Origin of the sequence: Streptomyces sp. NEAU-YJ-81, from assembly GCF_017592595.1 — a bacterium.
Taxonomy (GTDB): Bacteria; Actinomycetota; Actinomycetes; order Streptomycetales; family Streptomycetaceae; genus Streptomyces; species Streptomyces hygroscopicus_B.
In genome coordinates this window covers 876,746-900,558 of record NZ_JAGFNO010000001.1, presented here as the reverse complement: position 1 = coordinate 900,558, position 23,813 = coordinate 876,746, and the positions used below count along the sequence as shown (strand labels likewise).

General features: G+C 71.7%; 22 protein-coding genes and 1 tRNA gene. 5 read left to right on the top strand and 18 right to left on the bottom strand.

What is annotated here, in order from left to right:
* Position 1: 1 nt before the first annotated feature.
* The 6 genes from J5X86_RS04080 to J5X86_RS04055 are packed head-to-tail and all read right to left on the bottom strand — an operon-like array spanning position 2 to position 5,562.
* Entirely contained in the window at positions 2-1,021 is a 1,020-nt protein-coding gene (locus J5X86_RS04080) for a hypothetical protein (RefSeq protein ID WP_208515386.1), read from the bottom strand.
* Positions 1,018-1,944 carry an alpha/beta fold hydrolase gene (locus tag J5X86_RS04075; RefSeq protein WP_208515385.1) on the bottom strand — a complete coding sequence of 309 codons (927 nt, stop codon included), beginning with the start codon at positions 1,942-1,944 and terminating at the stop codon, positions 1,018-1,020. The genes J5X86_RS04080 and J5X86_RS04075 overlap by 4 nt, the downstream gene beginning before the upstream one ends.
* A complete protein-coding gene (locus J5X86_RS04070; protein ID WP_208515384.1) occupies positions 1,944-2,888 on the bottom strand; it encodes a beta-ketoacyl synthase N-terminal-like domain-containing protein in 945 nt (314 codons plus the stop codon). Before J5X86_RS04070 ends, J5X86_RS04075 begins: the two co-directional genes overlap by 1 nt.
* Positions 2,885-4,018, bottom strand: coding sequence for a beta-ketoacyl synthase N-terminal-like domain-containing protein (locus tag J5X86_RS04065; protein ID WP_208515383.1), 1,134 nt, complete (start codon positions 4,016-4,018; stop codon positions 2,885-2,887). Before J5X86_RS04065 ends, J5X86_RS04070 begins: the two co-directional genes overlap by 4 nt.
* Entirely contained in the window at positions 4,015-5,256 is a 1,242-nt protein-coding gene (locus J5X86_RS04060; RefSeq protein ID WP_014061561.1) for a beta-ketoacyl synthase, read from the bottom strand. Before J5X86_RS04060 ends, J5X86_RS04065 begins: the two co-directional genes overlap by 4 nt.
* A 54-nt stretch (positions 5,257-5,310) precedes the next feature.
* Positions 5,311-5,562: an acyl carrier protein gene (locus J5X86_RS04055; protein WP_014061562.1), complete on the bottom strand. Its 252-nt coding sequence runs from the start codon at positions 5,560-5,562 to the stop codon at positions 5,311-5,313.
* A gap of 574 nt (positions 5,563-6,136) precedes the next feature.
* Here J5X86_RS04055 and J5X86_RS04050 point away from each other — a divergent pair.
* Together J5X86_RS04050 and J5X86_RS04045 are read left to right on the top strand one after the other, a co-directional pair.
* A complete protein-coding gene (locus J5X86_RS04050) occupies positions 6,137-6,634 on the top strand; it encodes a hypothetical protein (protein ID WP_208515382.1) in 498 nt (165 codons plus the stop codon).
* A gap of 140 nt (positions 6,635-6,774) precedes the next feature.
* On the top strand, positions 6,775-7,041 hold the full coding sequence (locus tag J5X86_RS04045) for a hypothetical protein (protein WP_208515381.1): 267 nt from the start codon (positions 6,775-6,777) through the stop codon (positions 7,039-7,041).
* 149 nt (positions 7,042-7,190) lie between these two features.
* Here J5X86_RS04045 and J5X86_RS04040 read toward each other — a convergent pair whose 3' ends face one another.
* From J5X86_RS04040 to J5X86_RS04010, 7 genes are all read right to left on the bottom strand, one after another.
* Positions 7,191-9,059, bottom strand: coding sequence for a BTAD domain-containing putative transcriptional regulator (locus J5X86_RS04040; protein ID WP_308124439.1), 1,869 nt, complete (start codon positions 9,057-9,059; stop codon positions 7,191-7,193).
* An 81-nt stretch (positions 9,060-9,140) separates the two neighbouring features.
* Positions 9,141-9,869: an IclR family transcriptional regulator gene (locus tag J5X86_RS04035; RefSeq protein WP_243979234.1), complete on the bottom strand. Its 729-nt coding sequence runs from the start codon at positions 9,867-9,869 to the stop codon at positions 9,141-9,143.
* Between the two features lie 4 nt (positions 9,870-9,873).
* Positions 9,874-10,617: a thioesterase II family protein gene (locus tag J5X86_RS04030; RefSeq protein ID WP_208515661.1), complete on the bottom strand. Its 744-nt coding sequence runs from the start codon at positions 10,615-10,617 to the stop codon at positions 9,874-9,876.
* A 156-nt stretch (positions 10,618-10,773) separates the two neighbouring features.
* On the bottom strand, positions 10,774-11,583 hold the full coding sequence (locus J5X86_RS04025) for a LuxR family transcriptional regulator (RefSeq protein ID WP_208515380.1): 810 nt from the start codon (positions 11,581-11,583) through the stop codon (positions 10,774-10,776).
* A gap of 129 nt (positions 11,584-11,712) precedes the next feature.
* Positions 11,713-12,441: a response regulator transcription factor gene (locus tag J5X86_RS04020; protein ID WP_208515379.1), complete on the bottom strand. Its 729-nt coding sequence runs from the start codon at positions 12,439-12,441 to the stop codon at positions 11,713-11,715.
* A gap of 651 nt (positions 12,442-13,092) precedes the next feature.
* Positions 13,093-13,350: a LysR family transcriptional regulator gene (locus J5X86_RS04015; RefSeq protein ID WP_014061570.1), complete on the bottom strand. Its 258-nt coding sequence runs from the start codon at positions 13,348-13,350 to the stop codon at positions 13,093-13,095.
* Positions 13,351-13,951: 601 nt separating this feature from the next.
* A tRNA-Thr gene (locus tag J5X86_RS04010) sits at positions 13,952-14,024 on the bottom strand.
* A 177-nt stretch (positions 14,025-14,201) separates the two neighbouring features.
* Between J5X86_RS04010 and J5X86_RS04005 the strand changes: the two genes are divergently transcribed.
* The 3 genes from J5X86_RS04005 to J5X86_RS03995 all read left to right on the top strand — a co-directional run bounded on the left by J5X86_RS04005 (position 14,202) and on the right by J5X86_RS03995 (position 16,987).
* On the top strand, positions 14,202-15,338 hold the full coding sequence (locus J5X86_RS04005) for an ABC transporter ATP-binding protein (RefSeq protein WP_208515660.1): 1,137 nt from the start codon (positions 14,202-14,204) through the stop codon (positions 15,336-15,338).
* Between the two features lie 296 nt (positions 15,339-15,634).
* On the top strand, positions 15,635-16,054 hold the full coding sequence (locus J5X86_RS04000) for a hypothetical protein (protein ID WP_208515378.1): 420 nt from the start codon (positions 15,635-15,637) through the stop codon (positions 16,052-16,054).
* A gap of 132 nt (positions 16,055-16,186) precedes the next feature.
* Positions 16,187-16,987, top strand: coding sequence for a nucleotidyltransferase family protein (locus J5X86_RS03995; protein WP_078647490.1), 801 nt, complete (start codon positions 16,187-16,189; stop codon positions 16,985-16,987).
* A 724-nt stretch (positions 16,988-17,711) separates the two neighbouring features.
* On the opposite strand, the gene J5X86_RS03990 is transcribed toward J5X86_RS03995, so the two are convergent.
* From J5X86_RS03990 to ispD, 5 genes are all read right to left on the bottom strand, one after another.
* The gene (locus J5X86_RS03990) at positions 17,712-19,445 is read right to left on the bottom strand and encodes a DoxX family protein (protein WP_208515377.1); all 1,734 of its coding nucleotides are present in this window, start codon (positions 19,443-19,445) and stop codon (positions 17,712-17,714) included.
* Between the two features lie 394 nt (positions 19,446-19,839).
* The gene (gene rlmB / locus J5X86_RS03985; protein WP_208515376.1) at positions 19,840-20,790 is read right to left on the bottom strand and encodes a 23S rRNA (guanosine(2251)-2'-O)-methyltransferase RlmB; all 951 of its coding nucleotides are present in this window, start codon (positions 20,788-20,790) and stop codon (positions 19,840-19,842) included.
* Between the two features lie 166 nt (positions 20,791-20,956).
* Positions 20,957-22,354 (bottom strand): cysteine--tRNA ligase, encoded by a 1,398-nt coding sequence (gene cysS, locus J5X86_RS03980; RefSeq protein ID WP_208515375.1) that lies wholly within the window; start codon positions 22,352-22,354, stop codon positions 20,957-20,959.
* A gap of 148 nt (positions 22,355-22,502) precedes the next feature.
* Entirely contained in the window at positions 22,503-23,003 is a 501-nt protein-coding gene (gene ispF, locus J5X86_RS03975; protein WP_208515374.1) for a 2-C-methyl-D-erythritol 2,4-cyclodiphosphate synthase, read from the bottom strand.
* Positions 22,993-23,787 (bottom strand): 2-C-methyl-D-erythritol 4-phosphate cytidylyltransferase, encoded by a 795-nt coding sequence (gene ispD / locus J5X86_RS03970; protein ID WP_119989573.1) that lies wholly within the window; start codon positions 23,785-23,787, stop codon positions 22,993-22,995. The genes ispF and ispD overlap by 11 nt, the downstream gene beginning before the upstream one ends.
* Positions 23,788-23,813: the final 26 nt, after the last annotated feature.

Here is a 23,813-nt window from a genome sequence, read left to right as displayed (position 1 = left end):
GTCAGGACTCGCCGCGCAGCGCCTTGGAGACGCGCTCGTCGAAGGTGATCAGGTTCCAGTCCCGCCGGTTCTCGATCAGGGCGTAGCCATGGGTGACCTTGCCGGTCGCCGTCGGCACCAGCCGGCCGTCGCGCACCACATAGCAGTCCATGCGGGAGGTGTAGGTGAAGTCCTTGAAGACGTTCTCGACGGTGTAGACCGTGTAGAGGTCCTCCTCCATCAGCGCCTCGTCCAGGATCTGGATCCGGGAGTGCGGGCAGGCGGGGATCCACCGGCGCTCGTCCAGCAGGGTCTTCACCGAGATGCCCCGGTCGGCGAGGAAGAGGTCCACGACCTCCTCCATCTGCCGCAGATAGCTCGACATCTGGAGCCGCTCCGAGAAGTGGCAGTACGGGTAGGGGATCCGCCACTTCCAGCCGAACGCGTTCTTCCCCGAGGTCAGCAGGTCGAGCACCGGGTCGGGGCCGGAGGTGCCGCGGCCGGCCGACAGCGAGGTGGTGACGGCCGTGAGGTCGGCGCCGGTCAGCTCCGGCGGCTCGGGAGCGACGGCGCCGGGGGCGCTCAGCCGGCCGGTGACGAACCGGGCGAGCTCGGCGGGCGGTTCACCGGCCGCCTCGACATAGCTGTCCGAGCGCAGCACCACCTTGGCGTTGGCGGCCACCACCTTGGTGTCCTCGCCGTCCCGGTCGGCGTGCAGGGCCACCGTGAAGGAGAGGAAGGAGTCGTCGTCCCCGGCCTTCGGCACCACCCGCGCCTGGACCGTCTCGTCCATGTAGAGGGCGTGCAGGATCCGGGTGTCGAGGTCGACGATGTCCACACCGAGGCCGTGCTCGGCGTACAGCGCCCGCGCCGGGAGGTCCGCCTCGGCGAAGTGGCAGAGGATGGCCTCCTCCACCAGGTAGTTGATGTGCTTGAACCCGATCCAGGTGCAGATGTTGGAGCCCTCGTATCGGGTGCGCAGCGACGCGGTCGTCTCGCTGGTGAGCAGCCTCTTGACGGCGCTTTCGGCCACTGTGGTCATCGATCGTGCTCCCATGGGAATCCGAGGCCGGGACCGCCGTGCGGACGGACGGCCGAACAGGTCGTGCTGACGAAGCGATCGAGCAGGGCGGCGAACTGCCGCGCTCGCTCGATCATCAGGAAGTGCCCGCAGTCGGGCAGCAGGCGGAACTCGGCGTCGGGAAGGCCGTCCGCGAGCGCGCGGCCCTCGGCCGGGGGCGCGGCGAAGTCGTCGGCGCCGGAGAGCACGAGGCACGGCACGGTGAACCGTCCCAGGCGCAGGGCGGGGGTGCGCAGATAGATCTCGAAGAACCGCATCCAGCCGTAGGGGCCGACCCAGTCCCGGATGCGCTCGGCGAGGTGGTGGCGGGTCGCCCCGGGGACCCGGTCCCCGGCGTGCACCCGGATGCCCTCGGCGATCAGCGGGGCCATGGTGTCCACGGAGTACGCCAGGCTCGCCCAGTCGAACTCCTCGGCGGTGCGCCGGTAGAACGGGGCCACCAGCACCAGGCCGTGGATGCCGAACTCGGTGAACGGGTCCAGGCCCTCCTCGATCCGGCGGCCCAGGAACTCCATCAGGACGTTCGCGCCCATCGAGTGGGCGACCACCACACCGGCGCCGCCCGGCACCGCGCGCAGGGCGTCGCCCATATACGGCACGAGATCGCCGCGGGCGCTCCACCCGGCGACGCTCCGGCCCCGCCAGGGCAGGTCGGCGGCCCACATCTCGGGCCCGCCGGTCCGCCGGCCGTGCTCGACGCAGGCGTCCCACACCGAGCTGCTGTTGGACAGTCCGTGCAGGAAGAGCGCCCGGCCCCGCCCCGGTTCGCCCGCGGCGCGCCGGGTCACGACCACGGGGCTGTCCTTGTCGCCCCGCGCGGACTCCACAGCGGGCCCGCCGTCCTCCTGGGCGAGCCCCCGCACGAGGCGGTCACCGGTCGACATCAGGCCGCTGCCCGCCCGTGCAGCGCGATACCCGCGCTGGCGTCGTCGGCGTCGGTGCCCGCGGTGGCGTACACCGGACCGGCGCCGCCCTGGGCGAACCAGCCGACGGCCGCGGCGCACTGGAGCACTCCCAGCGCACCCGAGCCCAGGCCGAAGACCTCGGCCAGATCGTGCCGGTCCACGCCCTCCAGCAGGGTGTCCGGTACGGCGGCAGCCCGCTGTTCGGGCAGGTGCCACAGGGCCGGCCGGTCGCCGGTCGTCCTGGCCAGCCGTTCCAGAGTACGGCCCAGTCCGGCGCCCCGGACGTAAGTGCCGAGCACGGCGGTCGCGCTCGCGCCCCGTTCGGCGGCCGATTCCTCGCTCTCCACCACCAGCGCCGCCGCCCCGTCGATGGTCCGTGCTCCGCCGGTGAAGGCGCGCACGGACTCGTTGTCGGGTTCGACGCCGAGGACCAGCGCCCGGGAGGCCCGGCCGCCACGGATCAGCGTGGCCGCCCAGTGGACGGCGTCCAGCCCGGAGGTGGCGCCGTTGCACAGCATCAGATTGGGGCCGCGCAGTCCGAAGCGGATGGCGACGGAGGAGGCGATGACATTGCTCGAGGCGTTCGGCAGATCCATGGCGCTGCCCGCCGCCGCCGTCTGTTCGGCGATGGTGTCGATCGCCCGGCAGATGGTGTCGAGATTGCCGTAGTTGGAGCTCGCGACCACCGCGACGCTTCCGCCGGGGACCCGCAGGCCCCCGTCGTCCAGCAGACCGGCGTGGCGCAGGGCCGCGTCGGCCGCGCAGTAGGCGAGCTGAGTGGCCCGGTCCTTGTACCGCAGGCCCTTCCGGCCGACCAGGTCCTTCGGCTCGACCGGCGGGGCCTCGGCCACCGGTGCCATCAGCTCCGGTGCCGTCCTCGCGCGGGGCAGCACCACGCCGACCCCGCTCACCACCACGGTCATCGAGCCGCCTCCAGGATCGCGACGGCGTTGATCCCGCCGAAGCCGAATGCGTTCAACTGGGCCACGGTCAGCGGCCGGTGGGCCGCCTCTCCGGTGACGAAGCGGAATCCGTCCGCCTCGTCCACCGGGTTGTCCAGGCCCACGGTCGGCGGCACCCGCCCCTCGGCGAGGCAGCGCAGAGTGACCACCAGGTTGAGCAGCCCGGAGGCGCCCGAAGTGTGCCCGGTCATCGACTTGGTGGCGGTCACCAGGGGCTTGTCCCGGTCCGGGCCGAAGACGTCCGCGAGCGCGGTCGCCTCCGCCTCGTCGTTGAGCAGCGTCCCGGTGCCGTGGACCATCAACAGGTCGATGTCCGCGGGCTTCACCCCGCCACGGGAGTGCGCCTCCCTGATCGCCTCGGCGATTCCGGCCGGGTCAGGCGCCGTCACATGGAAGGCGTCGCAGTTGACCGCGACGTCCCGGACCAGGCCGTGCACCGGACGGCCGCCGGGGACCCGGCTGAGCACGACCGCCGCCGCGCCCTCGCCCATCAGGACGCCGTCCCGGTCGCGGTCGAACGGCCGCACCCGGGTCGGGGGCACCGGCTGCACCCGCTCCAGCAGGCCGTACATGGTCTCGGTGAGCACATCGACCCCGGCCACGACCACCGTGTCCGCCCCCTGCGCCAGCAGGTCCACGCCCAGCGCCAGGGCGTACAGCCCGGCCGAGCACGCGTTGGACAGGGTGTGGGTGTCATCCGCCTGGAACGCCTCGCGCAGCGCGGTGCCGAAGTGCAGCTCCGCGGCGGGGAATTCGGCGCTCTGGGTGCGCCACAGCTCCACCGAGCGCAGCTCGCGCAGTCCGGTGCCGACCAGGACCGGCACCCCGCTCAGATCGCTCTCGTCCAGGCCCGCGTCGCGGACCGCCTGGCCGACCGCGTCCAGCAGCAGCCCGGTCGCCCGGCGGGTGACGTCCACCCCGGGTGCGGGGCGGTTGTCCACCTCGTACGCGTGGTGGGCCGTATGCCGGGCGTGGTCGAAGCCGCGCAGCTCCGCCACTCCGGAGCGGCCCGCGCACAGGTTGTGGAAAAGTTCGTCGACATCGCCGCCCACCCCGGCCACGGCCCCCATGCCGGTCACCGCCCAGCTCATGCCGGCACCCCGTCGTACCGGCCGAGCAGGACCACCGCGTTGTTGCCGCCGAAGGCCAGGCCGTTGTTCTGCACGACCTTCAGCTCCGCCTCGATCGCCACATTGGGCACGCAGTCCACATCGCACTCGGGATCGGTGGTCGTGTGGTTGATGGTCGGCGGAATGAACTTCTCGGTGATCGCCAGGGCGCAGCCGATGGCCGACAGCGCACTGGCGGCGCCCATGGTGTGGCCGATCATCGACTTCATCGAGATGGTCCTGGGCGGACGGCTGCCGAAGACCTCGCGGATGGCGCGGGCCTCGGTGACGTCGTTGGCCTTGGTGCCGGTGCCGTGGGCGGAGATGAGGTCCACCTGGTCGGCCTTGACCCCGGCGTTCTCCAGGGCGAGTTGCATACACCGGCCGACGCTGTCCTGGTTCGGCGCCACCTGGTGGTAGGCGTCGCAATTCAGGCCGTACCCGAGCACCTCGGCGTAGATCCGGGCGCCCCGGGCCAGCGCGGACTCCAGGCTCTCCAGGACCAGCACCCCGGCGCCCTCACCGGTGAGGATGCCCTTGCGGTCGACGTCGAACGGCCGGCACCGGTCCGGCGCGATGGTGCCCAGCCGGTAGAAACCGGAGAACGTCTTGCGGCACATCGCATCCGCGCCGCCGCACAGCGCGTACTCCGCGTCCCCGGAGCGGACGGCGTCATAGCCGTAGCCCAGGGCGTAGTTGCCGGCCGCGCAGGCGGTCGGAATCGTCACCGCCTCCACATCGGAAAGCTGCAGCTCCTGCGCGATGGCCGCCGACAGACGGCCGGCCGGAACGCGGCGGGCGAGTTCGGGCGGCATGTGCTCGGGACCGTGGGTGATCTCGGCCTCGACCAGGTGGTCCAGGTCCCTCGATTCACCGTCGGTGGTCCCGATGGAGATCAGACCCGGCAGCGACCGCCAGTCCGCGATGGAGACCCCCGCGTCCTCGATCGCCATCCGGGCCGCGGCGACCGAGTACTGCGTCGCCCGGCCGAGCTGCTCGACCGCGAGGTGGCGTATCCACCGCTCGGGGTCGAAATCCTCCACCTCACAGCCGTTCGCGTGGTCGAACCCCTCGACGTCGAACACCGTGATCGGCTTGGCCCCGCTGCTTCCGGCGCGCAGTCCCCGCCGGAACTCCTCGACGCCCATACCGATACTGGAGACCACACCGAGACCGGTGATCACCACTCTTCGCGGGCTCGCATGCCCCGACTCCGCCATCCCGTCCCCCTCGTCCGCTGTTCCGGCCGTGTCCGCGATTACGAAAACGCCGCTTTACCAGCCGGCGGACTCGGCGACTACCTCGTAGACGCCCTTGAGGTGCACCATCCGGGGAAGTTCCGACTGGTCGATGGTGACGTGGAATTCCTTCTCGAGATTCGCGAGAATTTCGATGGAACGCAGCGAGTCAGCCGAGTGGTCCTCCTTGAAGAGGCTGGTCTCCGTAACCTCGTCCTCTTCGATCTCCAGAACGTCGCAGACGATCTCCTTGATCTTCTGCACCCGCTCCTCGTGCACCGAACTCATGTTGGATCCCCCACTTTCGAACAAGGCCGACCCGCAGGCCGTTTCCATTTCGGACTCGGATCTTTCTATGGCACCCCGCCATACCGCGCAATGCCCACTGCATAAAGCTGCCACAACCCGGTCGGCAGACCTGCTCGCTACCCGGATTCCCGCTCAACGGCGGTTATTTATCGGCGCTTCCACCAGAACTATCCGCGCGGCCGGAACCGCGCAACAGCCGGTACAGGAAGCTGCCAGCGAAGCGTTCTCGTCCACCGCCATCCCCTGATCAGGGGCTCGGTTCCGTGGTCGGTTCGCACGGTGTGTCCGGGCCCCTGATCTCCTCCCCCGGCATGCCGCGGCGGTGCGCAGAGCACCACGGGCGCGCCGAAGGGAGACACCGGCGGTCGTTCGGGGGATGACCACCGCCGGAGTCGGATCTCCCGCCGTCCACGTACTGGACACGGGGTGTTCCGCCAACTGACTGGATTTCTATCCGAGTCCGTTGATCTTCCACAATGGCGCTAACAGGAAGGTGCCAGCACAAGGCCCGCCCCGGCCGCGGGCCGGCGGAACACCATGACACCATCGGTCGGTGATCGAGCTCGGCTACTCCCTCTCCCACCGCTTCCCGGACCCGCCGCAGACGGACTACCGGAGCGCACCGGTCCAGGCCCTGCGCCACGACCTGTTCTGCGGCGATGTCCACCTGGCGGACACCGCGACCGGCCGTGAACTGTCCACCGCCTGGGGATGGTTGCCGGTGCTGGACTTCGCCTGGGCGCTGTGCGACATCGTCGAACTGCTCGACCGGGATCCGCGCGGCAGCCGCTCGGCCACCCCCGTCCACGCGGAACTCGACTTCACCGAATCCACCGACCGGTTGCGCTTCGAGCGGCGCTTCGGATGGGTGGACATCACCGCCGACTGGGCACCGGCCACGGAGCCACCGCTGAATTTCTCCCATACCGCGCTGCGCCGCGAGGCCCGGGACTTCCTGCACGATCTGATCGCGGATCTGGTGGATCTGCACGACGGGCTCGGGGACAACCCCGCCATCTGGAATCTGCAGGCCCGTTTCCCGCGCGTCTAGCCGAACGCCGTACGGCCCGCCGAACCGTCTATCACCGGCCTATAGCCACGGACCTCCACTGGAATAGGCCGACCATAGGCGGGCATTCCATCCTGGTCCCGCGGACTTGGATGCCGGTCCGCACGAACCAGGGAGGTGCAGTGGAAAACGTATCGACCACTGAGATTCCGGCCGGAGTGGAACTCGATTTCACGGCCTGGCTGCGGCACCTGGAACGCCGGGACCTGAGCGATCCGGCGGAGTTCGCCGCGGTCGTCAGGGAGCTGGCGCTCGACCCGCACCGCACGGAGTACGCCGAGTACATCGGGGCCCGGCAGTCGCTGATGAGCGACGCCGGCGCCCGCTGGGCCAGCCTGGTGGCCATGCTCATCAACGCCGTCCACAGCACCATGGCGGACACGCCCTGAGGCGTCCGCGCCGGATCGGCCACGCATATCGGCCACGCATATCGGCCGGGCCCCCGGCGACCGCCAGGACCGCCGGGGCCCTGGCGACCGCCGGGGGCCCGGCGACCGTCCGGGGCCCGGCCCGGTGAAGCCCCGAAGGCCCGGCCGGATCAGCCCGTGCCGTCCGCCGGTGGCTGCGGCCCCGGGCCCCGGCCCCGCTGCTCACGGGCGAACAGCCGCACCAACGGACGGTACCGGTACCGCAGTTGATCCCCGTCGGCGATGATGTCCAGCAGGCGGACCTCCGAGATCGACTCCAGCACGTCCTCGGTCCGCCCCTCCGGCCACCGCAGCTCCACGGCCGCCTGACGTGCCGTGAACGCGGAGCCCTCCTCCCGGTGCGCCAGCACCCGGAACGCGTACCGGGCCGTCGGCGCCAGCCGGGCATGACAGCGGCTCAGGGTCGCCCGCACATCGAGGCTGCCCAGGGACAGCTCGCCCAGCCGCCGGTCCGCGGGCGCCAGCCGGTCCGCCAGATGCGCCAGCCGCCACTGCGGATACGCCGCCAGCCGCGCCGCGCAGATCCGCAGCGCCAGCGGAAGCCCGTCGCACCGCGCCACGATCCGGTCGGCCGCCTCCGGCTCCGCCGCCACCCTCCCGGGCTCCGCGAGCGCCGCCAGCAGCAGCCGCCCCTCCGCGGCATCCAGCGGATCCAGCCGCACCAGGCGCACCCCCTCCACCGAGGTGAGCGAGGAGTGGCCGGTGATCAGGGTGCGGCAGCCGTCGCCGTTCACCAGCAGCGGGCGCACCTGCCGGTCCTCGACCGCGTTGTCCAGCACCACCAGCGCCCGGCGGCCGTCCAGCCGGCTGCGGTAGAGCTGCGCCCGCTCGTCCAGGGCGGCGGGCAGATCGTGATGGCCCGCGCCGAGCGCCCGCAGGAACCAGCCGAGCACATCCAGCGGATCCTTGGGCCCGCCGTCCTCCTCCCGCAGGTCGGCATAGAGCTGCCCGTGCGGGAAGTCCTCACGGCACCGGTGCGCGGCGTGCACCGCCAGCGCCGAGGTGCCCGTTCCCGGAGCGCCGGTCAGCACCGTCGCCCCGCCGCGCCCGGGGGCCCGCAGCGCGTCCGACACGACCGCGAGCTGCTCGGCGCGTCCGCTCAGATCGCCGATGTCGGTCGGCAGCATGGCGGGCACCAGACCGGCCCAGATGTCCCCGGCCATCGACTCGGGTCCGGGTACGCCCGCCCGCCCCGCCTTGTGCAGCCGCACCCGGACCGGCTCCGGGGCGGCCGGACCGGGCAGATCGCCGCGCAGCACGCCGTGGTGGACATGGCGCAGTCCCGCGCCGGGGTCCATCCCGAGCTCGTCGCGCAGCACCCGCCGTCCGCGCTCGTAGACCGCCAGCGCGTCCGCCCGCCGGTCACACCGGTACAGGGCGGTCATCAACTGGCCGCGCAGCGCCTCCCGCAGCGGATGCTCGGCCACCAGCCGGGTCAGTTCGGGTACGGACCGGGCGTGCCGGCCCAGCGCCAGCTCCGCCTCGATACGGTGCTCCACCGCGCTGATCCGGGCCTCCTCCAGACGCGGCAGCTCCGTCTCCTCCAGGAAGCCGGTCACATCCGACAGGGCGGGTCCCCGCCACAGCGTCAGGGCGGTGTGCAGCCGCTCGGCGGCGTCCGCGTACCGGCCGTCGGCGAGTTCCCCGCGCCCCTGCTCGGCCAGGCGCTGGAACTCCTCCCAGTCGAACCGGGCCCCGCTGTGGTCCATGGTGTATCCCGGGCCCCGGCGGGCCAGATGGAGCCAGGGGGCGCAGCGTTTGCGCAGCCGCGAGATATGGGTGTAGAGCTGCGCGGTCATCGTGACCGGCGGATTGCGTCCCCACAGCAGCTCGCTGAGCCGGTCGTCCGAGACCACCCGGCCGCCGGAGAGCAGCAGGGCGGCCAGCACGGTCCGCTGTTTGGCGCCGTCGACGGGCAGCAGCCGCCCGTCCACGCGCACCTCCACCGGTCCGAGGATCCCGAACTCCACCTGCCGCACTGCTGCCTCCCCACGGCCTCGGTGTCGTTCGGCCCGACCACCCCCGCCCTCGTCCCACCCAGCCCCGCCGTCCGCGAGGCGTCAGCAACCTGACAACTCGGCGATCCGCACCGCCGCGTCGATCGCCTCACAGCCGAGCTGATGCCCCGGATTGCGGCCCACCCGGCTGATCGGCCCGGAGAGCGACAGCGCCGCGATCACCCGCCCGTCCGGGGAGCGCACCGGCGCCGCGACGGTCGCCGTGTCCGGCTCCCAGCCCCCGACGCTCTGCGCCCAGCCCCGCCGCCGTACGCCGGAGAGCATGGCCGCGGTGAACCGGGCCCCGCGCAGCGCCTCGTACAGCACCTCGGGCTCCTCCCAGGCGAGCAGCACCTGGGCCACCGCCCCGGACTTCATGGGAAACGCGGTGCCCACCGGCATCGGCTCACCGCCCAGCACCTCGGAGGAGGCCACACAGATCCGCATCCGGCCGCGGCGCCGGTGGAGCCGGGCGCTCGCCCCGGTCCGGGCGCTCACCTGCGCCAGCACCGGGCCCGCCTGGGCCTTCAGCCGGTCCTGGCGGGCCTCGACGACCATGTCGCCCAGCCGGGGGCCGAGGGCGAAGTGCCCGTGCCCGTCGCGGGCGACCAGTCCCAGCCGCTCCAGGGCCAGCACCAGCCGGTGCGCGGTGGGCCGTTTCAGACCGGTGTCGGAGACCAGCCGGGCCAGTGTGGCCGGGCCGCCCTCCAACACGCCCAGCAGTAGCGACGCCTTGTCGAGCACGCCCACTCCGCTCATCAGCGGCGGTGAGGTCATCGTCGAGTAGGCCATGAGCTCAGCCCAGATGCTCGGCGAGCGCGCGGACGACGGCGTCGCGCTGCTCCACCAGGTAGAAGTGGTGCCCCGGCAGCACCCGCAGGTCGAAGCCCGCCGGTGCCACCTCGCCCCAGGCGGCCATGTCCTCCGCGGTGATGTGCGGGTCGCCGTCCCCGACATGGGCCACCACCGGGCAACTGACCGGCGTCGCGGTACGGGGGCCGTACGTCCCGACCGCCTTGAAGTCCGCCCGGAGCGCGGGCAGCACCAGCTCGCGCAGATCCGGGTCGTCCAGCAGCGCGCCGTCGGTGCCGCCGAGCCCCCGCACCTCCTCCAGCAGCGCCTCGTCGCCGTCCAGGTAGGTGGTCTGGGGCGTCAGCTTGTGCGGGGCCTTCCGGCTGGAGACGAAGAGCGCCTGGAGGCGGATGCCGTACCGGCTCTCCAGCCGCAGCGCGACCTCGTACCCCACGGACGCGCCCATGCTGTGGCCGAAGAGGGTCAACGGCACGTCCGCGAAGGGCAGCAGGGCCGCGGTGACCTCGTCCGCGAGGTCCTCGATGCGGTCGATGCCCGGTTCGACGAGCCGCTCCTGCCGGCCCGGATAGCGCGTGGCGAGCACTTCCACGCCGTAGTCGAAGGCGGTCCCCCAGCCGTGGAAGAACCCGGCGGATCCCCCCGCGTGCGGCAGGCAGACCAGCCGCCTGCGCGGCGCCGCCTCGGTCCCGTATCTGCGGAACCACTTGCTGTCGATGCCGACGGCCATCTTCTCCACGCACCTCCTCGTCATCGTCGGCCGATCCCCCGTCGCCCTGGTGACCCGCCCGCATTCCTTGCGGCCAGTTCTAGCCGCGCCCCGACGCACCGGGCAACGGCCCGTCATGAAGCTGCCGTGGGCGGCTGAAAAAAATGCGATGGCGTATCACCGTCGCTCGCCGGGGGATTGCGAGATGAGCAGACCGAGTTCCGCGGCGCGCACCCCGGCCTGAAATCGTGAATTCGCCCCGAGTAACGCCATTATCTCCGCGACATATCTTCGGTAGGTGCGTACGGACATCGCGAGTTCCCGGGCCGCGACCTCGTCGGTCACCCCGGCCCGCAGCCGCTCGAGTATCTGCTGTGCGATATCCGCCCGCGTCTTGTCGCCGAATTCGATGCGGTCGGAGACCTCGACCGCGTTGCGCCACACCCCGTCGAACAGCGCGACCAGCGGCTGGATGACACCGGGGGCGCGGACCACCGAGGCCCGGCGACCGGCCACCGACGCCGCGCACACCAGCGCGTGCTCGTTGTCGGCGATCACGGCCACCAGCGCGGGGATCCGGGCCACCCGGGTCCGTACCCGCGGTTCGGCGGCATGCGCCGAGACGAACCGCCAGTCGAGCGTCGAGGGCGTGCACAGCAGCCGCACCCGGGAGGTCTTCCGCGCCGCACCCGACAGCAGCGCGGTCAGGGCCTCGTGGACCGCCTCGGAGTACGCGGACTCCGCGGCGAGCACCACATCGACGCGCGTAGTGGCATTGGTGACCAGCCGCGCCGCCGTCTCGACGGCGTCCTCATGGGCGTCGATGACGTCCACCAAGGAGTCGCGGTGCAGTTGGTTGCGGCGTCTGTCCACCGTGGACGCCAGGAGCGCGCTGACTTCCAGCAGCTCCCGTTCGAATTCATCGGCGGCCTCGACCGGAACGAGGTCGACCTCTCGACGGCTGCTGCCCGAAGCGCTCTCGGACATCCCGGATGGCACACCACTCACCCCCGTGTGAGTTCTTCATCGCGTATCAACCGCGGAACACCCACTCGTGTCCGCCCAGCGGCGCGGCCCGACCGCGCCGCGCCGCACCGCGCCGCACCGCTCAACGGGTTACTCGGCCGTCGACAGCAGACCCAGTTCGACCGCCCGCACCCCCGCCTGGAACCGGGAATTGGCCCCCAACGCCCGCATGATCTCCGCGACATGGCGCCGGTAGGTGCGCAACGAGACGTCGACCTCACGGGCCGCGACATCGTCGGTATAGCCCTTGCAGAGCCGCTCCAGGATGCGCCGGGCGGACTCGGTACGCAGCCGCTCGCTGATCCAGCGGTGCTCCGCGGGGCGCACCGCGCCCGACCACGCACCGGCGAACAGCAGATCCAGGGCCCGGACGGACGCCGTGTCCTCGATGACCGACACCACATCCCCTCCCCCGCGCTCCGCGGAGGACCGGACCATCGCCACGCCACCGTCCACGATCAGCATCTCCATGACCGCGTCGACGACCTTGACCTGCGTATTCACACCGCTTTCCATGGCGGCCCGGATCGCGGGGTCGGCAAGCGAACCGGGCGTGCACAGCAGCCGCACCGGAATGCGCTCATGGTCCGGCCCGTTCAGCCGGCGCAGCGCCGACACCATGACCTCGGCCCGGTCGCCGCCGGCGGGGAGCGCGATGCTGATGCCGTGCCGGGCCCGGTCGACGAGCGCCTCCACGGCGTTCGCGACGGCCGCGTCATTCCCCTTCATCGTCACCACGGCATGCCGGGCCACGGTGCGACGGTGCAGATTCACCGTCGATTCGATCAATTTACGGGCCTGGAGCAGTGCCTGCACCACGCCGTCACGCCCCGGTTCGGGGCCGCCGGCTCCCGAAGCCGCGCTTATCGCCGCCTGTTCCCCCGCTCTCGCGGAAACAGGCGCCATCGCCAAACCTGCCACGCTTATTACCCCCGTTATGACACAACGATCACCAGCGGACCTCGGACCGGTAGGTCCGGGATGCAACTGGGAGGTTGAAGTGAGTGACCATCCCCCTGAATGGCCAGGTATGTCCCGTCGATAAAGGTTGAAAGGCGGAACACTTCAATCATCGATGCGCGGCCGACAGTAGTTCCCACTCCTACGCCAGTCAATGCATCCGAGTTGGCCCGGAAAGAGCAGGTGGGCCACCCCCTTAACGCCCCCCTTGGCCCCGCCGCGCGAACCCCCGAAGTTGTCAGCTAGCTGTAGTACAACCCCCGGGCTCCGTCGCCTCCACCGTCGCGATCATCACTGTACGCATCGGTCCGGAGGCTTTCAGCGAGCGTCCCGGGTTGTTTCTGTCCTGTTACTGCCAGCCGACATAGGGAATCGGAGAATGACTCCGACAAGCCGCGAACCAGCGGGTCATACCACTCCAAACCCATGTGGCGATCATCCACATGAGGAGTTCCTCATTCCTGGGTGACGGCCGCCACAATCCGGACCGAGTGGCGATTGCAGCACGCGTCAGGCCGCGGCGCAGACGCCCTTCATGCTGTCGATCAGCGCGAGCACCGCACGTGCGGACGGAAGAATCATGCGACCTTCCCTGGTGAGCTGCGCACCGGTGGAGTCGCGAGTGAAAAGCTTGGTGCCCAGCATCTGCTCCAGGCACTTGATTTGGTAGCTGATGGCCGGTTGTGAATAGCCGAGCGCCTTGGCCGCTTGATCCATACGCCCTATCTCAGCGATGGATACGAAAGCGCGGAACTCCCGCTCATGCATTTTGCCCCCTGTCCGGCGGCCACCAACCGGTGGCCGTCGAGAACCCGTCGCCAAGAACGCACGGGTTATCCGATCCGTCGAGACCATATCAACGTACTCAATCTCGGAAGGCAACATCCGGTGCAGGAAGCTGCAATACGACGGGCCGCGAAGACTTCACAAGAGCGGAACATGCTGCAACGCCGGAGGTGAAGAACCCGGCCCGAGGAAAGTTCACCCCGCGTTCACCGCACACAGCGCGAGTGCCTGAACGCCTTACGGAACCCTCCGGGACGTGGCGCCGCCCGCCGGGCCGCGGGCGGCCACCGCGACACCGGCCAGTTCGGCCGCGTCCTCCACCAGCCGGACTCCGCCGGCCTGCCCCACGAGGCGCCCGAGTCGCCGACCGACGCCATCCGGGCGCGCACCGGCCGTCCGAGCGGGCCGCGGTGGCGGTGGCCGCAGCGGCTCGGTCACGGGTCATGGGTCATGGGTCACGGCTGACGCGCTTCACCGTCACGAAAGCCCGCCATCGACGATGGCGGGCTTTCGTCATTCAGCCGTGGATGTCAAACGCCCCGGAGGGCAGGCCATCCGGAGCTTCTTCCCTGCTGGGACGCAGAGCCGACTGTCGGGTTCGAACCGACGACCTTCGCTTTACAAGAGCGGTGCTCTACCAGCTGAGCTAAGTCGGCATCCCCTGCAGTGTACCCGCCCCCGGGGCGTGATCCGTTCGAAAATTCCCGGGGCCTGCCTAGAGACATGGCCGCCCTGTCCGGTATAACGTCACGCCAATCCACCTCCGGTGGACTAGACCCCCTCCTTTACTCGGATCGTCCGGCACGTTCCTGCCGGTGAAGGGACAGATCACCATGGCCACGGTCACGTACGACAAGGCAACCCGGGTGTACCCGGGCACTGAGAAGCCCGCTGTCGATCAGCTCGAGATCGCCATCGAGGACGGCGAGTTCCTCGTCCTCGTCGGCCCCTCCGGCTGCGGCAAGTCGACCTCCCTGCGGATGCTCGCGGGGCTGGAGGACGTCAACGGCGGGACCATCCGGATCGGTGACCGGGATGTCACCCACCTGCCGCCGAAGGACCGGGACATCGCCATGGTGTTCCAGAACTACGCGCTGTACCCGCACATGTCCGTCGCCCAGAACATGGGCTTCGCGCTCAAGATCGCCGGCGTCAACAAGACCGAGATCCGGCAGAAGGTCGAGGACGCGGCGAAGATCCTCGACCTCACCGAGTACCTGGAGCGCAAGCCGAAGGCGCTGTCCGGTGGTCAGCGGCAGCGTGTGGCGATGGGGCGGGCGATCGTCCGGGAGCCGCAGGTGTTCCTCATGGACGAGCCGCTGTCCAACCTGGACGCCAAGCTCCGTGTGCAGACCCGTACGCAGATCGCGAGCCTGCAGCGGCGGCTCGGGATCACCACGGTGTACGTCACGCACGACCAGGTCGAGGCCATGACCATGGGCGACCGGGTGGCGGTGCTGAAGGACGGGCTGCTGCAGCAGGTCGACTCGCCGCGCAACATGTACGACCGCCCCAACAACCTCTTCGTCGCGGGCTTCATCGGCTCGCCGGCGATGAACCTCGTCGAGGTGCCGATCACCGACGGTGGTGTGAAGTTCGGCAACAGCGTCGTCCCGGTCTCGCGTGAGGCGCTGAGCGCCGCGGCCGACAAGGGCGACCGCACGGTCACCGTGGGCGTCCGGCCCGAGCACTTCGACCTGGTCGAGCAGAACGGCGGCGCAGCCAAGGCCCTCACCAAGGCGTCCGACGACGCCCCAGCCGGTCTCGCCGTCACCGTCAACGTCGTCGAGGAGCTCGGCGCCGACGGCTATGTCTACGGCGCCGCCGAGGTCGGCGGCGAGGACAAGGACCTGGTCGTCCGCGTGAACGGGCGCCAGGTGCCGGAGAAGGGCGCGCAGTTGCACGTCGTGCCGCGGCCGGGTGAGATGCACGTCTTCTCGACCTCCACCGGGGAGCGGCTCAGCGACTGAGGCCGCCGGCCCGTCAGTCGTTCCGACGGCGCCGTTCGTCCGCTCCACGCGGACGGGCGGCGCCGTCGCGTTGTGCGGGGCGGTTGTCGCGTTGTGCGGGGGCGGTTGTTGCGTTGTTGTGTTGTCGATAAATTCCCCGACATTTCGACCATTTCGATCTAGAGCGTCAACCCTCCGACCGCCAAGGGTGGTTTCCCATCACCCAGCCTGGTGACGGAATGTCGCCAAATCGTCGCTCCTCGCTACGATCACCGCGTACCGCAGTCCCGTACCACCCACCCGCGAGGAACTACCCCGTGAACAACGCAGCCCGCCGCATCGGCAGAACGCTCGCTCTCGTCCTCCCCGTCGTGCTCGTCCTCTCCGGCACCCTCGCGGTCACCCGCGTCCCCTGGGCCTCGCCGAGCGCCGACTCGCAGATCCTCACCGCCTCCTCCGACCGGGCGTCCAGCCACGCCACCCACCGGGCCCCGCATGAGCTGCTGCGCGACCGGCTGCTCGCCGAGCTCCAGGAGAAGAACCCCTCCGTGGCGCTCACCCACCTCCAGGCCGCGACCGCCGAACGGCCCTCGCTCGCCCAGCACTGCGCCTCCATCGCCCGTGCGCTCGGCCGCGCCGCGGTCGCCAAGTACGGCGGCGTGAGCCGCGCCCAGGCGTACGCCCGGCCCGTCTGCGACACCTCGTTCGCGTCCGGTATCACCCAGGCGTACCGCTGACCGCGTCACCCGTCCCGCCGAGGCCGCGCGGCTCCCGCCGTGGCCCGTACCGCCCGTGCTCTTCCCGCTCTTGCCACCGTTCCCGCTCCGGCTCCGCCTGCGGCGGTCCTCCCACCGCATATGGTGCGGTTCATGAGCGATGACGACGAGCGCAGACCCGGGCATCCCCACCAGAGCGCGCGCCCCACACAAGCCGTCGTCCTGGCCGGAGGCCAGGGCTCACGGCTGCGTCCGTACACCGACGACCGCCCCAAGCCGATGGTCGAGATCCCGGGCACTGGGACCCCGATCATCGGCCACCAGCTGGCCTGGCTGGCCGCCGAGGGCGTCACCGACGCCGTGGTCTCCTGCGGCCACCTCGCCGCCGTCCTCCAGGACTGGCTCGAGACGGCGGACCTGCCGCTGCGGGTGCGGACCGTCGTCGAGAAGGAGCCGCTGGGGCGCGGCGGCGGCCTGAAGTTCGCCGCCGCCAGGCTCCCCGAGCCCGACCAGCCCTGGTACGCCACCAACGGCGACATCTGGACCCGCTTCTCGCTCCGCGACATGGCGGACTTCCACGACGAACGCGGGGCCACCGCCACGCTTGCCCTCGCCCGGCCGCGCATTCCGTGGGGGGCCGTGGAGACCAATGAGTTCGGGCATGTCCTGGACTTCATCGAGTCGCCGCCCTCGCCGTATCTCATCAACGCGGGCGTCTACGTCTTCTCCGCCGCCTTCACCGCGTTGCTGCCCGACCGGGGCGACCACGAGCGCACCACGTTCCCGCGCCTGGCGCGGGAACGGCGGCTGGCCGGCTTCCCGCTGCCCCAGGGCGCGTACTGGCGGGCCATCGACACCGCCAAGGACCTGACCGAGGCCGCCAAAGAACTCGCCTCGGGCCCCCCACCCCACGGCCACGGCCCCTTCGACACAGCCCCGGTGCCCCACGGCTGAGCGGGGGGCTGGGTGGCTCCCGGTGCTGGGGGCTCGGGGGCTTGAGTGCTCGGGCGCTCGGGTGCTCCGGCGGTCCCGTGCTCAGGTGCTTGGGCGCCCTGCTGCTCGGGGGCTACGGTGCCCGCTGCTCGGGGGCTACGGTGCTTGGGCGCTCCGGGATCCGGTGCTCAGGCGCTTGGGTGCCCCGCTGCTCGGGGGCTACGGTGCCCGCTGCTCGGGGGCTACGGTGCTTGGGCGCTCCGGGATCCGGTGCTCAGGCGCTTGGGTGCCCCGCTGCTCGGGGGCTCCGGTGCCCGCTGCTCCGGGGCTCAGGCGGTGCTGGGCGCGGCTCGTCGTCCACCCGCGGGCAACGCGGTGCTGAGCCCGGGCACGGGCCACCGCCCACCCGTTGATCCCTCGTCCGCCTGCCGACTCGCTGTCCGCTCGCGGGCGCGGCGACTGCTGAGCCCAGGCACCGGCCGCCACCCGCCCGCGGACTCGCCCCACGGGCTTGCCCCACGGGCTCGTCACCCGCCCGCGCGTCCGTCATCCACCCGCGGGCAACACGGTGCTAAGCCCGGGCACAGGCGTCGTCCGCCCGTTGATCCCTCGTCCGCCTGCCGACTCGCTGTCCGCTCGCAGGCGAGGCGGTTGCTGAGCCCGGGCACAGGCCGCCACCAGCCCGCTGGTCTCTCGTCCGCCTCGGACTCCTCGTCCGGCCGGGACGGTGCCCCGTTGGCTCCGGTCAGCCGAGGAGGCCGCCCAAGGCGGCCTCGTCGGCGGCCGGGTCGCTGTAGTTGGACGTGTTGTCCTCCGGCGGGCCGCCCTCCGGGCCGCCCGCGGACATCCCTCCCCCGGCGCCGCCCAGCGACGACGGGCCCGCCGTCGGGGCGAGGGGGTGGCGCGGAGAGCGGGGGGTGGTGCCCAGGCCCGGGCGCGACCGCGATCCGTCGCTGGGGCGGTCGGACGTGCCGGACGCGGACCCCGTCGCGCTCGGCACCCCGGAGGAGGACGTCGACGCCGAGGCGGACGGCTTGGGGCGGTGCGGCAGCCGCTCACGCGGCGACGGCGCACCGGCCGATCCGCCGCCCGTACCCATCGGCCCGCGCTGCCCGCCGCGCGGGCTCTCCACGGACTTGCTGGGCAGTGGCGAGCCGGGCAGGTTGTTCGTCGGCATATCGCTCGGCTCCGGCGCCTTCACGACCTCCGAGGACCGTACGGCGGTGCCCAGCATCGAGCCCACCAGCAGCGTCAGCCCGGCGACCACCATCGCCATCACACCGCCGCGGCGCAGCACCCGGCGCCGCAGCTCCCACAGCTCGGCCCGGGGGCCGAGGCGCCGCCATGCCTCGCCGGCGAGCCGGGCGTCCGCCGAGTAGACCGGCGCGCCCGCGATGACCAGCGGGCTCCAGGCGGCGAGGTAGATGATGTCGGGCGCGTCGTAGACCGGCACCGTACGCCAGCTCACGGTGAGGATCAGCGCGGCGGACAGCAGCGCGCCGAACGAGGCGGCCAGCCGCTGCCACAGCCCGAGCACGGTGAGCACCCCGACCACGATCTGCAGGAACGCCACGGTCAGCCCGGCGCCCACCGGATGCTCCAGCGCCAGGTCCCGCAGCGGCTCCGCGAACGGCCAGGGGTGCAGCGCGCGCAGCCAGGTGACCATCGAACCGCGCTCGCCGCCGTCGAAGTAGACGGGGTCGGAGAGCTTGCCCATCCCCGCGTAGACGGAGATGAAGCCGAGGAAGATGCGCAGGGGGAGCAGGACGACGCCGAGGTTCATCCGGCGCCCGGGGTAGTAGGCGTGGCGTACGGACTCGGAGTGGCGGCGCGGACGCGGCACCGTGGCGCTCCGCGGCTCGGGCCCGTCGCCGTCGATGGCGCCCGGCCGTCCGGAGGGCGCGCCGCGCCGCTCCGCCCCGGCCGCCCGCGCCACCGCGCTCGCCCCGCCCGCCTCGGCCGGGCCGTCCGCGCCCGGACGGCGCCGCCCGCCGGACGACCGGGGCGCGTTCTCCGTACGGGGGCTGCGCGGGCCGATGACCGTGGGGGTGTCGTCGTCGAAGGCGATCCGCGGCAGCACCTGCGTGGCGCCCACGTCCTCGGCGCTCTCCCCGGCCCGGGAACGGCCCAGAGCATCGGACAGGCCGTCGGACAGACGGTCCGAGAGGCCGTCGGACAGACTGTCGGTCAACCCCTCGGCGGAGTACCGCACGGCCTGCAGCAGCCGGGTCGCCGCGGTGTCCCCGCCGGGGCGGGTGCGGCCGCTCCACACCACGGGCGGCCGACGCCGGCCCGGGGCCGGGACGCGGGTGAGCCGGGCCGTGTTCGCCAGCGCGCTGCTGACGACCGGGGCGCTGAGCTGCACCCGGAAGCTCGGGGCGTTGACGGCGACCTGCGCGGGATCGCATGGCACCTTGGCCATGGTCAGCTGTGGCTCGTCGTCGAATCCCCGCGCGCTTCCCGCCATGGGCGAAGGCATGCGGGCTTTTCTGGTCTCCACGCCCAACTAACCGAGCGACGGACGGGAAAGACACTGCCGGGGACGTCCCGATCTGTCCGAGGCCCGTCAAGATCATCGGCCGCAGACCCGCCCGGGCCAGGGCACCCACGCCCCGGCCCACGGCGGAACCGGGCGCGCCTTACGGCCGCGGCGGACCTGCTCTACGGCCGCACCGGACCCGCACCACGACCACACCGAACCCGCCTCGGCCACACCGGACCCGCACCACGACCACACCGAGCCCGCCTTACGGCCGGATCAGGCCGACAGCGCCCCCTGCCAGGGAGCCGCCGGATCAAGCAGCCAGCACCCCGTGCCAGGGGGCCCGCCGGGGAGCACCCCCTGCCCAGGGGCCCCCGCGCCAAAGGCCCGCCTACGCCCGGCGCCGAGCCGCCTCGTAGAGGACGACGCCCGCCGCCACGCCCGCGTTGAGCGACTCCGCGCCGCCCGGCATCGGAATCCGCACCCGCAGATCGCAGGTCTCGCCCACCAGCCGCGAGAGCCCCTTCCCCTCGCTGCCGACGACGATCACGAGCGGGCCGTCCAGCGCCTCGACGTCCTGCAGTTCGACCTCGCCGTCCGCGGCCAGCCCGACGACCGTCAGGCCCGCCTTCTGGTAAGCCTCCAGCGTCCGGGTGAGGTTGGTCGCGCGGGCGACCGGGGTGCGGGCGGCGGTGCCCGCGGAGGTCTTCCAGGCGCCAGCGGTCATCCCGGCCGCGCGCCGCTCCGGTACGACCACGCCATGGCCGCCGAAGGCGGACACCGAACGGACCACCGCGCCCAGGTTGCGCGGGTCGGTGACCCCGTCGAGGGCGACGATCAGCGGGTCCTCGCCCTCGTCGAAGGCGGCCGCGCTCAGGTCCTCGGGGTGGGCGTACTCGTACGGCGGGACCTGGAGCACCACGCCCTGGTGGTTCAGGCCGTTCGTCATCCGGTCGAGCTCGGGCTTGGGCGCCTCCATGAGGTGGATGCCGCCGCGGTCGGCGGCCAGCTTCAGCGCCTCGCGCACCCGGTCGTCGCTGTCGATGAACTGCTGCACATACAGGGTGTTCGCCGGAACGCCCTCGCGCAGCGCCTCGACCACCGGGTTACGGCCCACCACCAGCTCGCTCGACCCCTTGCCGCCGCGGCGCGCGACGGGGCGCTTGGCTGCCTGGCGGGTGCGGGCGTTGGCGACCCGCTGCTTGGCATGTCCCTTACGCATCTCGGCGGGCGGAGTCGGCCCCTTGCCCTCGAGGGAGCGGCGCCGCTTGCCTCCGCTGCCGACCGTCGCACCCTTCTTGTTGCTGGTACGGCGGTTCCTGCGCTGGCTGTTGCCGGCCATGAATGGTCACCTGTCTCTTCACTGCTCAGCGCTGCTCAGCAAGCGGCTCGGACGCCGAACGTCACCCGTCTGTGAGGTCAAAGGCGTCTGTGCGGTCATTTGTACGGTCACAAGTGTGCCGCCCGGGGCGCCGGGCGGCACAACACAGGAGGTCAGGGCCAGAGCCTCAGCGCTGACCCAGCTCCCAGCGCGGTCCGGACGGGGTGTCCTCGATCACCAGACCCGACTGCTGTAGCTGATCGCGGATCGCGTCCGCCGTCGCGTAGTCCTTACGGGTTCGCGCGGCCTGCCGCTGCTCCAGGACCAGCCGGACGAGCGAGTCGACCACGCCGTGCAGATCCTCACCGCGGTCCGAGCCGCCCGCCCAGTGCTCATCGAGCGGGTCGAGGCCCAGCACGCCCAGCATGGCCCGCACCTCGGCGAGCCGGGCGACCGCCGCCTCCTTGTCGTCGGCGGTCAGGGCGGAGTTCCCCTGGCGGACGGTGGTGTGGACGACAGCGAGCGCCTGCGGCACCCCGAGGTCGTCGTCCATCGCCTCCGCGAAGGCGGGCGGCACCTCGGCCGCGGGCTCGACGGTCCCGGCCTTCTCCACCACTCGCTGGACGAAGCCCTCGATCCGCGCGAACGCCGACTCCGCCTCGCGCAGGGCCTCCTCGCTGTACTCGATCATCGACCGGTAGTGCGGGGTGCCCAGGTAGTAGCGGAGCACGATCGGACGCCAGCGCTTGACCATCTCGGAGACGAGCACCGAGTTGCCGAGCGACTTGCTCATCTTCTCGCCGCTCATGGTCACCCAGGCGTTGTGCGCCCAGTAGGCGGCGAAGTCGTCGCCGAACGCCTTGGCCTGCGCGATCTCGTTCTCATGGTGCGGGAAGATCAGGTCGACGCCGCCGCCGTGGATGTCGAAGGCGCGCCCGAGGTACTTGTGCGCCATCGCCGAGCACTCCAGATGCCAGCCGGGACGGCCGCGCCCCCACGGGGTCTCCCAGCTCGGCTCCCCCGGCTTCGCCGCCTTCCACATGGCGAAATCACGCGGGTCGCGCTTGCCGATCTCGCCCTCGCCGGAGGGCTGGCGCAGTCCGTCCAGATCCTGGTTGGAGAGCTTCAGATACTCGGGGAACGAGCGCACATCGAAGTAGACATTGCCCTCGGCGGCATAGGCATGACCCCGGTCGATCAGCTCCCGCATCATCTCGATCATCTCGGGGACATGACCGGTCGCCCGCGGCTCATAGGTCACGGGCAGGCAGCCGAGGATGTCGTACGCCTGGTTGAAGGCGCGCTCGTTCTCGTAGCCGATCGCCCACCACGGCCGCTTCTGCTCCGCCGACTTCGCGATGATCTTGTCGTCGATGTCGGTGACATTGCGGATGAACGTCACGTCATAGCCGCGGTGGGCGAACCAGCGGCGCATGATGTCGAAGTTCAGCCCCGACCTGATGTGCCCGATGTGCGGGGCCGCCTGCACGGTCGCGCCGCACAGGTAGATCGAGACACAGCCCGGCGTGAGCGGGGTGAAGTCACGGATCTGCCGGGCGCTGGTGTCGTACAGGCGAATAGTCACGCATCAAGGGTAGTGGGAAGTGAACGGTGCCCTGTGCGTCTTCCCCGGCGGGGACACAGAAGCGTGACACTCGGGACGAAACCGGGGCGTGGGACGCGCGGGCAGCGGCCGACGACGCCCCTGCCCCCTTACCGCCGGACCACCAGCCTTACCGCCGGACCACCAGCGCCGTGGCGATCGCCGCGAGGCCCTCGGCCCGACCGGTCAGGCCCAGGCCGTCCGTGGTCGTACCGGACACCGAGACGGGGGCGCCCACCGCCGCCGTCAGCACCTTCGTCGCCTCTGCGCGCCGTTTGCCGATCTTGGGGCGCACGCCGATCACCTGGATCGCCACATTGCCGATCCCGAAGCCCGCGTCCCGCACGATCCGGGCCGCCTCCGCGAGCAGCGTGGTGCCCGCGGCGCCGGACCACTCGGGGCGGTCGGTGCCGAAGTGGGCGCCGAGATCGCCGAGCCCGGCGGCGGAGAACAGCGCGTCACAGGCGGCGTGCGCGGCCACATCGCCGTCGGAGTGGCCGGCCAGTCCGTACTCTCCGTACTCGTCGCCTTCCCACAGCAGACCCGCGCACCACAGCTCACGGCCCTTCTCGAAGGCGTGCACATCCGTGCCGATGCCCACCAGGGGGAGCACCACCGCGTCAGAAGCCATCGTTCGCCCTCCTGCGGGCCAGAACCGCCTCGGCCAGCACCAGATCCAGTGGCCGGGTCACCTTGAACGCCTCCTCATGGCCGGGGACGACCACGACCTCGACGCCGAGCCGCTCCACCATGCCCGCGTCGTCCGTCGCGCCCTCGCCCTCCAGGGCGATCTTCTCGTGGGCGGCCACGAGCGTGGCGCGGTCGAAGCCCTGCGGGGTCTGGACGGCGCGCAGCAGGGCGCGCTCCGGGGTGCCGACGACCGGCTCGGGCTCGCCGGCCCGCTCCCCGGTGCGCGGCTCGACCTGCTTGACGGTGTCGGCCAGCGGCAGCGCGGGGACGACGGCGGGCGACCCGTCCCGTACGGCGGCGGCGACCGCGTCCACCGTGTCCACGGGCACCAGCGGCCGCGCCGCGTCGTGCACCAGCACGGTGGTGACGGTCTCGGGGACGGCGGCCAGCCCCTTGCGCACCGACTCCTGGCGGGTCTCGCCGCCGGGCACGACCACCACCTCGGTGGTGTCGGCGAGGCTGCCGCTCAGCGGATACGCGTCCAGCAGCCGCCGTACCTCGTCGGCGCCGTCCGGCGGGGCGACCACGACGACGAGGGAGACGGAGCGGGATCCGGCCATCGCCCGTACGGCGTGGACGAGCATGGGCGTGCCGCTCAGCGGGCGCAGCGCCTTGGGGGCGCCCGGGCCCAGCCGCACTCCGCGGCCCGCTGCGGGGATCACGGCGGCGGTGCGGGCGGGTCGGCCGGACGCGCCGGAGCCGCCGTGATCCGGGGTTGCGGACATTGAGTTGGCGTTCAGGTTTGCTTCCT

Bases quoted from the DNA above. Each gene is read 5' to 3' on its own strand.
- J5X86_RS04080 (WP_208515386.1), bottom strand. From the start codon at position 1,021: ATGACCACAGTGGCCGAAAGCGCCGTCAAGAGGCTGCTCACCAGCGAG.
- J5X86_RS04075 (WP_208515385.1), bottom strand. From the start codon at position 1,944: ATGTCGACCGGTGACCGCCTCGTGCGGGGGCTCGCCCAGGAGGACGGC.
- J5X86_RS04070 (WP_208515384.1), bottom strand. From the start codon at position 2,888: ATGACCGTGGTGGTGAGCGGGGTCGGCGTGGTGCTGCCCCGCGCGAGG.
- J5X86_RS04065 (WP_208515383.1), bottom strand. From the start codon at position 4,018: ATGAGCTGGGCGGTGACCGGCATGGGGGCCGTGGCCGGGGTGGGCGGC.
- J5X86_RS04060 (WP_014061561.1), bottom strand. From the start codon at position 5,256: ATGGCGGAGTCGGGGCATGCGAGCCCGCGAAGAGTGGTGATCACCGGT.
- J5X86_RS04055 (WP_014061562.1), bottom strand. From the start codon at position 5,562: ATGAGTTCGGTGCACGAGGAGCGGGTGCAGAAGATCAAGGAGATCGTC.
- J5X86_RS04035 (WP_243979234.1), bottom strand. From the start codon at position 9,869: ATGGCCTACTCGACGATGACCTCACCGCCGCTGATGAGCGGAGTGGGC.
- J5X86_RS04030 (WP_208515661.1), bottom strand. From the start codon at position 10,617: ATGGCCGTCGGCATCGACAGCAAGTGGTTCCGCAGATACGGGACCGAG.
- J5X86_RS04025 (WP_208515380.1), bottom strand. From the start codon at position 11,583: ATGTCCGAGAGCGCTTCGGGCAGCAGCCGTCGAGAGGTCGACCTCGTT.
- J5X86_RS04015 (WP_014061570.1), bottom strand. From the start codon at position 13,350: ATGCATGAGCGGGAGTTCCGCGCTTTCGTATCCATCGCTGAGATAGGG.
- J5X86_RS04005 (WP_208515660.1), top strand. From the start codon at position 14,202: ATGGCCACGGTCACGTACGACAAGGCAACCCGGGTGTACCCGGGCACT.
- J5X86_RS03995 (WP_078647490.1), top strand. From the start codon at position 16,187: ATGAGCGATGACGACGAGCGCAGACCCGGGCATCCCCACCAGAGCGCG.
- J5X86_RS03990 (WP_208515377.1), bottom strand. From the start codon at position 19,445: ATGCCTTCGCCCATGGCGGGAAGCGCGCGGGGATTCGACGACGAGCCA.
- rlmB (WP_208515376.1), bottom strand. From the start codon at position 20,790: ATGGCCGGCAACAGCCAGCGCAGGAACCGCCGTACCAGCAACAAGAAG.
- ispF (WP_208515374.1), bottom strand. From the start codon at position 23,003: ATGGCTTCTGACGCGGTGGTGCTCCCCCTGGTGGGCATCGGCACGGAT.
- ispD (WP_119989573.1), bottom strand. From the start codon at position 23,787: ATGTCCGCAACCCCGGATCACGGCGGCTCCGGCGCGTCCGGCCGACCC.